Raw genomic sequence first — 14,923 nt, 5'->3', positions numbered from 1 at the left:
ATGGATCAATATTTGATTATTTCTGATACACATGGTGATCGTAAAATTTTAACTGAGCTATTTGACCATTATAAAGGTCAAGTTAAGGCAATTTTTTATAACGGTGATTCAGAACTTGCAGCTAATGACAGTGTTTTTAAAGATGTTTGGACCGTAATTGGTAATATGGATAATGATGCCAATTTTCCAGATGAGCATCATTATCAAGATGGTCTTATTAACCTATACCAAACACACGGTCATTTGTTTGGAACTGAAAGAACATTAAACCAGTTAAGACAAAAGGCCGCTGATTTAGCGGTTGATATTGTAACATCTGGTCACACTCATCAATTAGGTGCAGAAGTAATTGATCATCGATTGTTTATTAACCCAGGCTCGATTTCATTACCTAAAGGAACCTATGCGTATCTAGGTGGTACTTATGCTATCTTAAGTGTAAGTACTAACCAGTATACGGTTACCTTTTATACACGTGATGCAAAGCCAGTTGATAACTTAGAATTTAGTTTTAAGCGCCCACTATAGTGGTTGAATCTTCAAAGTTTGGCAAAGTTATAAACATATTATTCGACCTTTATGAATTTTTTCGGTACAATTTCTACTGAAGTTAGTGAAGGAGGGGATATTTTATGAATGAAATGCTTTTGTTCATTGAGCCTTTAAGCATGGATGCAGTTGACCTAGAAGAGCGGTTAATTACAATAAATAGTCAACTTGTCGAGCCAAACAAGTTACGCTTAATACCAGTAATCAATATACAGACCCTGAAAAATGTCGATTATCAAATGGGACAGGTGCTTTATCAGTTTGTGTTAGATTATCAAGCTGTCCACATTTGGGGGGCAAGCAAAGCTCGTCAGTTTTTATTAGCTGGACAAAAAGCAATTGCGGCCGGCGCAGTGTATAATGAGCAGTTAGTTATTAAAATGTTAGCTGACTTAGCAATTAATTGGGATGAGTTTTTGATTGAACGTAACGATCCAGCCAACCGCCAAGGCTTAATGCGCAAGCAGCGAATCGCCCAGAGTTACATTAAAGAGAATACTTTACCATTGCTAGTAATTGAAAATGAACAAACAGATCAGTTACGTCCCTTCTTAGAGGAAGCGGCGTTAATAGACCTAGAAGTAGCGGTTCAAGATGCAATAATTTAAAATTTATGGTGAAACAAAAGTTAAGTGGTAGCTCTTTATGAGCTGCCACTTAACTTTTGTTGTTGTAGGACAATGAATTGCTAATATCTAGTATGATTTGTTGGGTTAAGCAGGTAAAATGTATAGCATGGGTTTATTTAAGCTGAGATTGTAGTTCGTGAAAGTAGTTACAATTTGGTACAATAGGATAGACCAAATAGGGAGGCAATGAGATGGTTGAAGAATGGACAAAACGATTGCAACCATATCAACAGACAGTTGAAGAGTTGAAGATTAAGTTGCGTGGTATGCGCGCCGAGTTTGCAATGGCTGATATAAAAACTCCCATCGAATTTGTGACTGGACGAGTAAAAAAAATTGCTGCAATTGAAGAAAAAGCAGTTCGGCGGCATATTGATCTGGACCGTTTAGAACTCGATATGGAAGATATTGCGGGCTTACGAATTATGACCCAATTTAAGGGTGATATTTATCGTGTGGTTGATTTATTGCGGGAACGACAAGATATGACCATCCTTGAGGAGCGCGATTATGTTTCAAATCCTAAGCCTTCAGGATACCAATCCTATCACATCGTGATTGAATACCCATTGCAATTAATTTCTGGTGAACGAAAGATTTTAGCAGAGATTCAAATTCGAACATTACAAATGAATGTTTGGGCAACAATCGAGCACGCACTAAATTATAAAAATAATGTGGCTGATCCTGAGTGGTTAGCGATGAAATTACAAAAAGCAGCCGAATTAAGTATGCAGGTTGATGACATCTATGCCGAGCTAGACCAGCATGTTAACACGACGAAATTAGGAGAAATAACTGATGCGTCTAGCAATTTACAGTAATAATCAAGTTAGTTCTTTAGCGGTAACAAGAGAAATTAAAAGTGCTTTATTGGCTAAGGGTCAGGATATTATTTTTGATGATCAAAACCCAGATGTAGTAATTTCCGTTGGTGGTGACGGAACTTTACTAGGAGCTTTTCATGCTTATAGCAATCAATTGGCACATGTGCGTTTTATTGCAGTACATACTGGTCATTTGGGCTTCTATTCAGATTGGCAAAAAGATGAAGTTCAAGCGATGGTTGATTCGCTTTTGGCAACGCCGGGTAAAACTGTAACCTATCCTTTATTAGAAGTTACGTTACACGAAACTGATGGACAGGTTATTCGTGAATTGGCTTTAAATGAAGCGGTAATTAAGCGGTCAATGGGGACCTTGGTGGCTGACGTGTATATCAATGGCGAACTATTTGAGCGTTTTCGAGGTGATGGGCTAGCGGCAGCTACACCTACGGGCTCAACTGGCTACAATAAGTCAATTGGTGGTGCGGTAGTACAGCCTAGTTTAGCAGTGATTCAATTATCGGAAATTGCATCATTAAATAACCGAGTATATCGAACATTAGGTTCACCATTAATTGTTGGCCCTAATGAAACAATCAAGATTGTGCCAGCCCATGAAGATGGCAATGAAATCATTAGTTTTGACCAGTTGAGCCAACCGTCAAAACATATTAAGTGGCTCGAATTACGGGTTGCACCCGAAAAAATTGCTTTTGCTGAATATCGACACTTAGAATTTTGGCATCGCGTAAAATCAAGTTTTATTGGCCCGGAGGTAGATTGATGGCCCGTTTTTCATGGACAAAAAAAGAAAGTGGTACTTTACGGGTTAAAACCTTTTTGGCTCAGCGTGGAGTATCACATCGAATGTTTTCTATTATGAAGCGTGGAAATGGTGACATTTTGTTAAATGGTCAACATATTCGAACAATTGATGAGGTTAATCTTGGCGACACCGTCACAATTATTATGCCAGCCGAGGAAAGTAATGACATTGTTGCTACTTCAGAATTGCCAATTGAGATTTTATACGAAGACGATAACTGGCTGATTGTTAATAAAACAGCTGGAATAACTTCAGTTCCTGGTCGTGCTGACCGTGAAAATACAATGGTTAATCGGGTCAAAGGCTACTTGAGTCAACAAGGTGCCAAAGATTTAGTTCCACATGTCGTGACTCGACTCGACCGATTTACCTCAGGAGTCGCTCTTTTAGCTAAACATCGCTTTGCACATGGACTTTTGGATAAACAATTGAAGGAACATGCAGTTGATAAGCGTTACTATGCCTTGGTTAATGGTGATTTACCAGATGACCATGGCATTATTGATGCACCAATTGGTCGAATGGATGGCGACTTTATCCGTCGGGAAGTTAGGGCTGATGGACGGATATCGCAGACCGAATATTGGGTTGAACAGCGTTTTGGCAATCAAACGCTAATTCGTGTTAAATTGCATACGGGTCGGACACATCAAATTCGGGTCCATTTTAATTACATTGGTCACCCCTTGGTTGGTGACGAGATATACGGCGGACCAATGGATCGGGGGATTGAGCGGCAAGCATTGCATGCTTATCAATTAACCTATTATGATCCTTTTGCACAAACTGACCGTACGGTTAAGGCGCCGATGCCAGTTGATATGCAACAGTTATTAAAATAAGGAGAAGCGGCATGGATAAAAATCAAGCGATTACCTTGCAATTAAAAGCTGATCTAAAAAATGCACGTCGTACTCCATTTCTAAAGTTATTTCTTGATTTACATCCGCATGTCCAAGGCCAGTTTTATCTGCAATCAAATTTAACTGAGCGTGCCACAATTGTGGAATGGTTAGACTTGGTAGAACTTGCACATATGTTTAACGACATCAACTATACCAAGGCGAATGCTGCAGAACTCTTGGCACAGCTTGGTAAAAATCAAGCGGTTCAATTGTTAGAGCATATGTATTCTGACAACGCTAGTCAATTATTGAGTTTGTTAGACGAAGAGCAGCGTCAGACCTATATGGATTTATTATCCAATCCTCAGGCCGTAAAAGTCTATCCAGCTGGTACAGCTGGCGCTTTGATGAATAATAATTATGTGGCAGTGACCGCCACAATGACGGTTAAAAAAGCTTTAGCTACAATAAAAACGGCAGCGCAAAGAATTGAGTCTTTTCAGTATATCTATGTTACTGATCAGGCAGATGCATTAGTAGGGGTACTTTCTTTTCGAGCCCTTATTTTAAATGATGCACAAACACTGGTAAAAGATGTAATGAATCATCATTTAATCACAACCAATCCGGCTGAAGATCAAGAAGTTGTTGCGCGCCTTATGGCTGACTATAATTTTGTAGCTTTGCCAGTTATTGAAGCAGGTAAGCTAGTTGGGATGATTACTATTGATGATATCGTGCATGTGCTTGATACAGAGGCCAGCGAAGATTATTCAGCCTTAGCAGGAACTGATGTCAACGCCCCGCAGCAAAATCCATTGCTTGCGGCGCTTAAACGATTACCGTGGTTAATTGGCTTAATCTTTTTAGGCTTAGGTACAAGTACCATTATTGATGGTTACGATAGTTTAATTGCTAGAGCATCGGTCTTAGCTGTGTTTGTCTCTTTAATTACTGGAACAGGTGGTAATGCTGGGACACAGTCATTAGCGATTGCAATTCGACGTCTGTCCTTAGGCGAGCGACCAAATATTATACGTGCCTTTATCACCGAGCTTATCATTGGGATAACCGTTGGTGTGGTTGCCGGTGCAACCATCTTTATTGTTATTTGGGTTTGGAAGGGTGATATGCTTTTGGGCTTGGCTGTCGGATTAGCTATGGGGATTGCAATTTTAGTTGCTAATATTGCCGGTGCTTTTATTCCACGGATTATGGACCGTTTTGGAGTTGACCCAGCTGTTGCCTCCGGACCATTTATCACAACTTTATCTGATTTAACTTCAGTTATGATTTATTTCTCAATTGCGGGCTTATTTATTAGTCATTTTATGAACTAAGCCTTGCTTTGCAGCGATAGATAGTGTAAGATAAATTCTGTTGTTAATTAGCAACAGAGTTTTGCACCTATAGCGCAATTGGATAGAGTGTCTGACTACGAATCAGAAGGTTGCAGGTTCGACTCCTGCTAGGTGCATATTGAAAGCCGGGACAAATGTTCCGGCTTTTTTTGAACATTAGACCATATATTTGCATTCACTAGCTAGATAAGCTATAATTATCTTTGTTATTAATAGCTCATGAATGTGAGTGGCCGTCTTCTATTAAAGGATTGGCCGCTCCTTTTTTTGGAGTTTTACTCGATTAACAAAAGTGAAGGGAGGAATTTATGACAGGTGTTGTAGAAACCGTTAAAACTGTACTCACACCGATTTTAGCGGAACGTGAGTTTGATCTTTGGGATGTAATTTACGAAAAGCAAGATAGTGATATGGTTTTGCGTATCCTAGTTGACCGGCAACATGGCGCAATTACGATGGATGATTTGGTGATGTTGACGGAGTTGATTGGTGAACAATTAGACCAAATAGCTCCTGACCCATTTCCAGCTGCCTACATGATGGATGTTTCATCACCAGGTGCACAACGTGCTCTGAAGCGCTTAGAGGACTTTACTTGGGCGCTTGAAAAGACAATTCACCTAGAGCTTAATGTTCCTTTGGATGATTTAACTGAATTTGATGCTGAGCTACAAGCAGTAACTGATAGTAGTCTGACCCTAGTTAAAACTACCAAGGGTAAGCGTAAGACGCTTGAGCTACCAATGAATCAAGTTAAATCGGCTCATTTGGCGATTAGCCAAGTGCGAATTTTAACCAGCCAGGAAGATTTTGCCTGGGCCATCAATAAGATGGTACATGTTTCAACTTACCAAAAGATTGCGGGAGTTAAGGACTTTACTGGTGAGTTACTAAAGGCCGATGAAACAATTTTAGAATTAAAAATGGATGATGAACAAGTGGTAGAAATTCCACGTGCCGCGGTTGCACAAGCCCGCCAAGCGAATGATTTCTAGTTTTTAATGGAGAACCAAAATGAGTAAGGAATTAGTATCAGCTCTTAACGCTCTTGAAGAAGAAAAGGGAATTAAGAAAGAAATCTTGATTGAAGCAATTGAAACTGCTTTGACCAAGGCCTACCAAAAAAATTATGACGAAGCTGAAAATGTTGAAGTTGAATTTGATCAAAAGAAGGGCAATATCAAAGTCTATGCGGTTAAGACGGTTGTTAGTGACGTCGATGACCTAGTTGACCCTTATGATGAAGTTTCACTTGAAGATGCACAGGCAATTAATCGCGCTTATGAAGTTGGTGATGAACTACGTTTTGAAGTAACACCATCAGACTTTGGCCGGTTAGCAGCACAAACAGCTAAGCAAATTATCATGCAAAAAGTGCGTGAAGCTGAACGTGAAATTGTTTATACAAAGTTTGCTGAATATGAAGATGAAGTTATCACCGGTGAAGTTGAACGACAAGATAACCGTTACCTTTACATGATTTTGCCAGGTAATCAATTTGCAGCGATGAAGCCGCAAGATCAAATGCCAAATGAGCAATATCAAATGGGTGATAAAATCAAGGTCTTAGTTTCAGCAGTTGAAAACAATGCTAAGGGACCACAAGTGTTCGTATCACGTGCACATCCTGACTTGGTTAAGCGCTTGTTTGAAGCCGAAGTACCAGAGGTTTATGATGGTACAGTTGAGATTAAGTCAATTGCCCGTGAAGCTGGTGATCGCGCTAAGGTGGCCGTTTATTCAAACAACAGCAATCTAGATGCTGTGGGTACAATGGTTGGTCAACGTGGTACACGGGTTCAAGCAGTTGTTAATGAACTTTCCGGTGAAAACATGGACATTATTGAATGGACAGAAGACCCGGCTCAATTCATTATTAATGCCTTGTCACCGGCCGAAGTGGTTGATGTAATTTTTGATCCAAGTAACGATCGGGCAGTAACAGTACTCGTACCGGATTATCAACTATCATTGGCAATTGGTAAGCGAGGACAAAACGCCCGTCTAGCTGCTCGTTTGACTAATTACAAGATTGATATTAAGCCAGAATCAGAGCGTGACAATGTTACGGCTTCAATGGTGGAAAAAGAAGCACACCAAGCGACTGCACCAACCGTTGATGCTAATACGGAAGCTGAGCTTCCTGACTTAGATGAGGTTGAGGCTGCTTTGGATCGCCGCTTTGATGAAGAATAAGGGGTGAATTTATGGCAACACGTAAAATTCCGATGCGCAAAGATATTGTAACGGGAGAAATGGTGCCCAAAAAGGATCTTGTGCGAGTAGTTAAGACACCTGAAGGTGAAGTACTACTTGACCCAACTAACCGTGCTAACGGCCGGGGGGCTTATATTTCTTTGGACGTTAAAGTTGCTCAATTAGCAAAAAAGAAGCGTACTTTTGATCGCGTCTTTACTGTTAAATTAACGGATGACTTTTACGATGAATTAGTTGCTTATGTTGACCACCAACAAGCCCGAAAGGAATTGTTTGGGGATGAAAGATAAGCAAAAATTATTAAACTTACTCGGCCTAGCGCGACGTGCTGGTAAATTAGTTACTGGCGAAGAGATGGTGCTAAGTGCCATCCGTGCAAAAAAGGCAAACCTTGTTTTCTTTGCTGAAGATGGTGGGGCTAGCAGTAAGAAGAAATTTACAGATAAAACCACTAGTTACGAAGTAACTTTTACAACAGATTTGACACGACAGGAGTTGGCCGATGCAACTGGTCTTGCCCGAACCGTCATTGCTGTTGCTGATCGTGGATTCGCAAAGAAGATGCGGGAGTATCTGGAACTTTAAGGAGGATTCGCATGACAAAACGTATTTACGAATTAGCTAAAGAACTAAATGTTCCTTCCAAAAATTTGGTAGTGGCCGCGGAGAAGGCTGGTATCGATGTTAAAAATCATATGTCAACAATTGATGAAAAGGCGGAAAAGATTCTGACTGATAGTATTAAAAAGCCAGCTGCAAAAACAGCTGCACCAAAAAAAGTTGAAAGCAAAGCTACACCAGCTGCTCCAAAGCAAGCTAGTCGTAACAATGAAACTGAAACTGAATACAAGCCACGTGGTAACCGGAATGTGCAAAGCACGAGCCCACGTAGCGGCCGTAACAATAATCAACAAAATAATAGCAATAATTCTCACGGTCGTAATAACAACAACAACCGTGGAAACAACAATAACTTCCGTTCTAACAAAAAGGGTCGGCGCAATAATCGCAACAATGTTAACGAAAATAAGCCAGCCCCAACTGTACGTAAGGATCAACCATTACCAGAGACCTTGCTTTACACAACTGGGATGAACGTACAAGATATTGCAAAGTTGATTCACCGTGATGCAACTGAAATCATCAAGAAGTTGTTCATGTTGGGTGTAATGGTAAATCAAAACCAATCACTTGATGATGACACGATTGAAGTTTTGGCAGCTGATTACGGCATCAATGCGGAAAAGAAGGTTGAAGTTGATATTGCTGACTTGGACCAATTCTTTGAGAGCGAATCAACTAATACTGAAGACCTTGAACCACGTGCACCGGTTGTAACAATCATGGGACACGTTGATCATGGAAAGACCACCTTGCTAGATTACTTGCGTAATTCTCATATTACTGAGGGTGAAGCTGGTGGAATCACACAACATATCGGAGCTTATCAAGTTAAGACCGATACTGGTCGGTTGGTAACCTTCTTGGATACCCCTGGTCACGCGGCCTTTACAGCGATGCGGGCACGTGGAGCTGATATTACTGATATTACAATCCTAGTGGTTGCTGCTGATGATGGTGTTATGCCACAAACAATTGAAGCAATTAATCATGCTAAGGCAGCCAAGACACCAATTATTGTTGCGGTTAATAAGATTGATAAGCCAGGTGCAAACCCTGAAAATGTAATCAACCAATTGATGCAATACGAACTAATCCCAGAAGAGTATGGTGGAGACACTATCTTTGTTAATATTTCGGCTAAGTTTGGTCAAAATATTGATGAATTACTTGAGATGGTGCTTTTGCAAGCTGATGTTTTGGAGCTACAAGCTAACCCAGAACAACGCGCAGCTGGTTCAGTAATTGAAGCTCGTTTGGATAAGGGTCGCGGAACTGTGGCAACTGTCTTGGTACAACAAGGTACAATGCGCATTGGTGACCCAATTGTTGTTGGTAATACTTTTGGTAAGGTTCGTACCATGACTAATGATCGTGGTCGTCGCATTAAAGAAGCTCTACCTTCAACACCCGTTGAAATTACTGGTTTGAATGATGTACCTTCTGCTGGTGATCGATTCGTTGTCTTTGAAGATGAAAAGACTGCGCGTGCAGCTGGTGAAGAACGTGCTAAGCGGGCCTTGTTGGCAGAGCGTAACCGCAATAATGTGGTTTCAGTTTCTGACTTGTTCAACAAGATGGCCGAGAAGCAAATGAAGTCAGTTCCTGTAATTATTAAGGCGGATGTACAAGGATCAGTTGAAGCTTTGGCTGGATCATTCCGTAAGATTGACGTTGAAGGTGTTAAGGTTGATATTTTGCATACAGCCGTTGGTGCCATTAACGAATCAGATATTACCTTAGCTGAAGCTTCTGGCGCAATTATCATCGGGTTCAACGTTCGACCAACTCCTCAAGCTAAGCAACAAGCTGAGTCTGATAAGGTTGATATTCGTTTGCACTCAGTTATTTATAACGCCATTGATGAAATTGAAGCAGCGATGAAGGGACAACTTGACCCTGAATTTGAAGAGCGTGTCGTTGGTACAGCTGACGTACGTGAGTTATTCAAGGTTTCTAAGGTTGGTACCATCGTTGGTGGTATGGTAACATCTGGTAAGATTACTCGTAATTCATCAGTCCGTTTGATTCGTGATGGTATCGTAATTTACGATGGTAAATTAGGTTCATTGCGTCGTTATAAGGATGATGTCAAGGAAGTTAAGAATGGTTATGACTTCGGTTTGACAATCGAGAATTACAATGATGAAAAGATTGGCGATACTTTGGAAGCCTACGAAATGGTTGAGATTCCTCGTTAATTTTTACATCTTGATAAAGGAGACAAGCAATGGCACAATCAAATTTCCGTGTTGGACGCTTGGAGCAAGAAATTCAACGCGAAGTAAATGATATTTTACTCAAGCGCATTCGTGATCCACGCGTTGAAGGAGTTACAGTTACCGGTGTCGAAGTCACTGGTGATTTGCAACAGGCAAAGATTTTTTATTCAGTTATGTCTGAATTAGCATCAGATAATCAAAAGGCCAAAGCCGGCTTAGAAGCAGCTACTGGTTTGATTCGACGCGAATTAGGCAGCCGGATTCGAATCTATAAGACTCCTGAGTTATCATTTGTAAAAGACGATTCAGTCGCTTATGGTAATAAAATTGACGATTTAATTCGTAAGCTCCAACAAGATAAATAAAAAAACAAAGATTGATTAAGGCCGCTAATTAGCGATTAACTGGCTGATTCAATCTTTTTTTTTTAGAAAAAATTTTTAGTAAATATGCTAGAATGTTATATCAAATAAAAGATGGATGGATAAGCTGAGATGGATGGAATATTACCCGTATATAAAGAAGTCGGTATGACAAGTCATGACGTAGTTTTTAAATTACGGAAGATTTTACACATGAAAAAAATTGGGCATGCCGGAACACTCGATCCAAATGTTGATGGTGTTTTACCAATTGCTTTAGGAAAGGCAACAAAGACCATTGAATTTTTACAAAGTGCGGGTAAGGTGTATACCGGTGAGGTAACTTTGGGATTTGCAACTACGACTGAAGATCTTGATGGTGAAGTGATTGAGAAAACCCCATTAGCTAAGCCCTTTAGTGATGCAGAATTAATGCAAGCGATGGCTCAGCTAACTGGCGCAATTACCCAAATTCCACCAATGTATTCAGCCGTTAAAGTGAATGGACGGCGTTTATATGAGTATGCCCGGGCGGGAGAAAGTGTTGAGCGACCTGTACGTCAGGCAATGATTTATCGCTTCGAACGCCTAACGGATAGCAAGTTTGATGCAGCCGAGGGCTTACAAAAATTCCGGTTCGAAGCAGCCGTTTCTAAAGGAACTTATATTCGAACCCTTGCGGTTGATTTAGGTAAGTCGCTTGGGGTTGCAGCTGTGATGAGCCAATTAACGCGACAGGCAGCTGGCGGGTTTGTGTTAAGCGAAACTCATTCGTTAAGCGAAATTGCAGAACAGATGACTGCCACAGATGATTTAGGAGATTGGCTAAAACCGCTTGGTACAGCCTTAGTAGACTTACCACAGTACGCGCTTAGTGCAAGCGAGTTTGCGAAAGTTCAGCAAGGTGTCGGGCTACCAGCGACGATTAATCCGGGCCTAGTTGACCAGCTAGTTTTGACTTACCAAGGCGCAACTAAATCGGTCTACACTTGGAATGCAGATAAAGAGCTTTATCGGCCATACCGTCAGTTAGATTTAGATTAAGGTCGTAGCTTTAGTTATGAATGAAATGAACCCCTAGAGGCAGCGAATGTTTGCTAACTCTAGGGGTTCACACTTTATAAAGAATTAAAAGTTATATGTGAGAAGCTCAAATTTGTTTACTTTGGGAAGCACAGCGTTGCAATGATATAGAGCAGAGCAATATGACTAGGATAGAAAATATAGAAGAACCACTTCTCCTTACGACCTTCTTTACCCGTATAAAGTAGAATAAGAGGAGCTGCGAAGACTAGTAGCCAAGCAAAATCACCGTGCCCATTCAAGAAGAAGAGTGCTAAGCCTAGAATAACGAGAACGCCAGCTTGTAGCCATTTTTTACCACGAAAAATATGGAAGAACAGGGCTAACAGGATAAAAATAAAGCCACCTTCAACAGTAAGCGCGGTTGGTAAGAAGAGCGCAAAACGCGCTAGATTAGGGGCACTGTTGGCTGATAGAAGTAAGATCACTAAGACGTTACTCAATAGTAAGTAAGCTAGGCCAAGTAGCCCCCAGCCAAATGTTTTGGGCGCTTGTCGAGGATGCTTTAAACTATCAAAAACCCACATGGCTAGGACACCCAAGAAAAGTGTGCCGAAAATTGAATTAATCAAGACAATGTGCTGATTTGGCAACCAATTTTGCAAAAGCATTTCCATTAAGGCCGTAATCCAAAAACCAATTAATAGGTTACGCAAATACTTAATTTTACTATGCGTGTAGTGGTAGCCTTCAGCCGCCAAAAATAAGAAAATTGGGGCGACTACGCGACCAACCATCGTTAAAAATTCAGGTGCACCAACATAATAAAACATTTCATGAATGTGATCGGCAACCATTAAAACGATACCAATGACTTTTAAACCAAAAGAGTTTATACCCCAGTGCCCATTAATCTTAGAAAACATATCGATTGACTCCTTCTTATTAATAACATTAATTATACAGAAATTGTTATTGTTAAAACTTACAATAATGTCATTTTGAAGATAGTGAAGAAATTAACTTGTGATATGAATTATGATATAATACTATTGATGGTTAGCCAGCTTTTAACGTAGATAATATATGTTATGCAGAAATTGGGGAGTTTTCATGGCAGATAAATTATTTTTAGAGCAAGTTGTAGATATTAATTTAGCCTTATTGGCTAATCAAGTTGATGCGGTTAGTTTAAATCAAGAGGCGGCAATTAATTGGCAGGGGACAATTGTTGTTGATGCAGATGGTATTAATCAATATACTTTAGCGGCTCCATTAGCGGGAGTTGCAAAGTATGCGGGAAGCCATCCTTATACTTACCATGTGGTGCAGCAACGTTTAAATGTTGAAAATGCAAAGTTAAAAAATTTTGCTGATGATGATGCTTTGTATGTGGATCGTGCGATGCGGCGAATTTTGGCAGCTGACAATTATGAAATTGTTCAGCCAATCGCCAATCAAGCAGATTTCAAGCTGAGCTGGTTATAAAAAAAGCGTTTTAACTCTTAGAGTTAAAACGCTTTTTCTATTTAGAGGGGTAAGTTGTGCTGTTGTGCAAAGAATGTGTAAATTAATGATGCCCGTTCCGGAATTATTTGGTTACTCTTTGCTGAATTAGGCGCTAATTGATAACGATTTAAATTAACCAACCAAAGTGGTTGTGATTCATTTGTGTCATTTGATAAAGTAATTTGATAGCGACCAGGTTTTAGTGCTTTAGTCGAAGTTAGATAAGGAACACCCCCAATTATCTCAGGCTTTAATGGTGTACGCTTGAACTTATCAAGATTGACTAGAGAAGCATTAATTTGACTAGCTGCTGGCATTTGAATTAAAACTTTTTGGCTAGTAGTACCTAGTTGCACTTCTTGGGTTAAAAAGCGTTGTGGTGCTAGCATGAAGGGGGCTGCGCCATATTGAGCCGATAACTGACTGCGTTGTGCTTTGATAACTACCGTTTGCTTTTGTCCAAACCTACCAGAAAGACTGATATTTAATACATTAGCGAGTAAGAAGATTAATGCTAATGTTAAGACCATACCGCGCTTTAAGACGGGAATTTTAGTTTTAGAAAAATTATCGTCGAAGCGAGAATTTGTTTGAACAAATAAGAGTAGAAAAATGAGTGGTAAGAGGATTAAACCGTAGCGCTCCTCAGTTTCCCAAATCAAGGCATGGAAGGCAGCATAACCAAGCATTGTAAGACTAATCAAAAGGGTAATTGCGTTTGACTCAGCTGGCATATCCTTAGCTCTATAGCGCACAATAGCTGTCAACATTGCAATGAAATAGAGACTGGACCAGAGAATTTGCTGCATGATACTAGCCAAGCGGGTAATAATTAACTGATTTGCTTGATACCAAGCTGGCGAACTAGTATGTCCCCCCGTGTAAGCAACTGGTAGGGTGTGACTACTGGTTAAGACACTTAATTTAACGACGAAATGCATCAACAAGGTCAACGGGTTATACTGATTCAGCCGCTCTGGAATAGCTTTAGCAAGATAGTTTGAACGTGCAGCTTTGTCAGGTAGCGTCATCATCTTGGCAACATCCGAACTAACATAAGTACCGCTATGTTTAGGATTTAGGCTCATATAAATCCATGAAGTTGCTGGCAATTCATATTTGGTATTAGTGTGGTAATTAGCCGATTGTAAAATCGCACTTTTTACTGGCATTGATAAGCCAAAGCCGATTAAAACTAAGAACGCTGGTATTAAGATTAATTTTTTGAAGCTTTGTCGATTTTTTATTAAGGCTAAGAGCATCCAAATGACAATTGCTATTGCCATCACAATTAGATTTGGTTTAGTTAACTGACCAAGCAAAACAAAAAGAACTAGTAAAGGACCAGTAATCCAGCGTTTCTTATGGCTGTATTGCGGCCAACGAATCAGGAGATAGATAATCCAAGCAAGAAAAATTAATGACGGCGTATCAGTATAGAAAACATGAATAGCATAGGTATATGAAAGGGGGGCTAGGGCAAAGAAAGCAATAATTCCAAGGCGACGCAATGAACTTTGTTGCAGCTTTTTAGCCATATAGAGTAGTGAGACAATTAAGCCATCATATAGAATAAGAGCTAGGCTATTAACGGCAAAATTAGTTGAAATCCCAAGGAAATTGGTGACTTTAAAAATCCAAGAGAGCATAATGGCAAAGCCCGCATTGTTAGGATAACGCCAAAAATAGGAAATATGCCCCCAATTATGATTGCCAGTTGCTAATTGCTCGGCCTGAAAATAAACTCGTAAGGGATCGTGATAGACAGTTGTTGGTATTTTTAATAGGGTTATAATTTGTATAATAACCATACCAATAAAAATACCAGTAATTAACCAGTCACAATGCTTAACTTGTAACTGGTTTAGTCGAGGTCGCAGGTAAGCTAGTAAAGCGATAACTAGTAAAAAGCCAAGAACAGTAATTACTGAA

16 protein-coding genes and 1 tRNA gene are annotated in these 14,923 nt (G+C 40.1%); 15 read left to right on the top strand and 2 right to left on the bottom strand.

Annotated features, from left to right (window positions below; genetic code table 11):
- The 14 genes from TT13_RS06670 to truB all read left to right on the top strand — a co-directional run bounded on the left by TT13_RS06670 (position 1) and on the right by truB (position 11,503).
- The gene (locus tag TT13_RS06670; RefSeq protein WP_027699263.1) at positions 1–528 is read left to right on the top strand and encodes a YfcE family phosphodiesterase; all 528 of its coding nucleotides are present in this window, start codon (positions 1–3) and stop codon (positions 526–528) included.
- 104 nt (positions 529–632) lie between these two features.
- On the top strand, positions 633–1,157 hold the full coding sequence (locus TT13_RS06665) for a DsbA family protein (protein ID WP_027699262.1): 525 nt from the start codon (positions 633–635) through the stop codon (positions 1,155–1,157).
- 212 nt (positions 1,158–1,369) lie between these two features.
- Positions 1,370–2,002, top strand: a complete 633-nt coding sequence (locus TT13_RS06660; RefSeq protein ID WP_027699261.1) for a GTP pyrophosphokinase — start codon at positions 1,370–1,372, stop codon at positions 2,000–2,002.
- Entirely contained in the window at positions 1,980–2,789 is an 810-nt protein-coding gene (locus TT13_RS06655) for an NAD kinase (protein WP_027699260.1), read from the top strand. The genes TT13_RS06660 and TT13_RS06655 overlap by 23 nt, the downstream gene beginning before the upstream one ends.
- On the top strand, positions 2,789–3,673 hold the full coding sequence (locus TT13_RS06650) for an RluA family pseudouridine synthase (protein ID WP_027699259.1): 885 nt from the start codon (positions 2,789–2,791) through the stop codon (positions 3,671–3,673). The genes TT13_RS06655 and TT13_RS06650 overlap by 1 nt, the downstream gene beginning before the upstream one ends.
- A gap of 11 nt (positions 3,674–3,684) precedes the next feature.
- Positions 3,685–5,016 carry a magnesium transporter gene (mgtE, locus tag TT13_RS06645; protein ID WP_027699258.1) on the top strand — a complete coding sequence of 444 codons (1,332 nt, stop codon included), beginning with the start codon at positions 3,685–3,687 and terminating at the stop codon, positions 5,014–5,016.
- A 63-nt stretch (positions 5,017–5,079) separates the two neighbouring features.
- Positions 5,080–5,153 (top strand) — tRNA-Arg (locus TT13_RS06640).
- A 192-nt stretch (positions 5,154–5,345) separates the two neighbouring features.
- Entirely contained in the window at positions 5,346–6,032 is a 687-nt protein-coding gene (locus TT13_RS06635; RefSeq protein ID WP_027699257.1) for a ribosome maturation factor RimP, read from the top strand.
- Between the two features lie 19 nt (positions 6,033–6,051).
- Entirely contained in the window at positions 6,052–7,233 is a 1,182-nt protein-coding gene (gene nusA, locus TT13_RS06630) for a transcription termination factor NusA (RefSeq protein WP_045476856.1), read from the top strand.
- 11 nt (positions 7,234–7,244) lie between these two features.
- Complete coding sequence (gene rnpM / locus TT13_RS06625) at positions 7,245–7,544, top strand: RNase P modulator RnpM (protein ID WP_027699256.1); 300 nt, start codon at positions 7,245–7,247, stop codon at positions 7,542–7,544.
- Positions 7,534–7,839: a YlxQ-related RNA-binding protein gene (locus TT13_RS06620; protein WP_027699255.1), complete on the top strand. Its 306-nt coding sequence runs from the start codon at positions 7,534–7,536 to the stop codon at positions 7,837–7,839. The genes rnpM and TT13_RS06620 overlap by 11 nt, the downstream gene beginning before the upstream one ends.
- A gap of 11 nt (positions 7,840–7,850) precedes the next feature.
- Positions 7,851–10,076 (top strand): translation initiation factor IF-2, encoded by a 2,226-nt coding sequence (gene infB / locus TT13_RS06615; protein WP_027699254.1) that lies wholly within the window; start codon positions 7,851–7,853, stop codon positions 10,074–10,076.
- 29 nt (positions 10,077–10,105) lie between these two features.
- Complete coding sequence (rbfA, locus tag TT13_RS06610; protein WP_027699253.1) at positions 10,106–10,462, top strand: 30S ribosome-binding factor RbfA; 357 nt, start codon at positions 10,106–10,108, stop codon at positions 10,460–10,462.
- A gap of 129 nt (positions 10,463–10,591) precedes the next feature.
- Positions 10,592–11,503 (top strand): tRNA pseudouridine(55) synthase TruB, encoded by a 912-nt coding sequence (gene truB / locus TT13_RS06605; RefSeq protein ID WP_027699252.1) that lies wholly within the window; start codon positions 10,592–10,594, stop codon positions 11,501–11,503.
- A gap of 116 nt (positions 11,504–11,619) precedes the next feature.
- Here truB and TT13_RS06600 read toward each other — a convergent pair whose 3' ends face one another.
- The gene (locus TT13_RS06600; RefSeq protein ID WP_027699251.1) at positions 11,620–12,408 is read right to left on the bottom strand and encodes a TraX family protein; all 789 of its coding nucleotides are present in this window, start codon (positions 12,406–12,408) and stop codon (positions 11,620–11,622) included.
- Between the two features lie 187 nt (positions 12,409–12,595).
- Here TT13_RS06600 and TT13_RS06595 point away from each other — a divergent pair, with 187 nt between their 5' ends.
- Positions 12,596–12,970, top strand: a complete 375-nt coding sequence (locus TT13_RS06595) for a hypothetical protein (protein ID WP_027699250.1) — start codon at positions 12,596–12,598, stop codon at positions 12,968–12,970.
- A 41-nt stretch (positions 12,971–13,011) separates the two neighbouring features.
- On the opposite strand, the gene TT13_RS06590 is transcribed toward TT13_RS06595, so the two are convergent.
- Positions 13,012–14,802 carry an ArnT family glycosyltransferase gene (locus TT13_RS06590; RefSeq protein WP_190279639.1) on the bottom strand — a complete coding sequence of 597 codons (1,791 nt, stop codon included), beginning with the start codon at positions 14,800–14,802 and terminating at the stop codon, positions 13,012–13,014.
- Positions 14,803–14,923: the final 121 nt, after the last annotated feature.

The sequence above is a fragment of the Weissella oryzae SG25 genome (assembly GCF_000691805.2).
Classification (GTDB): domain Bacteria; phylum Bacillota; class Bacilli; order Lactobacillales; family Lactobacillaceae; genus Weissella; species Weissella oryzae.
The sequence above is the reverse complement of the archived record's forward strand: the minus strand, read 5'-3'. Positions and strand labels throughout refer to the sequence as shown.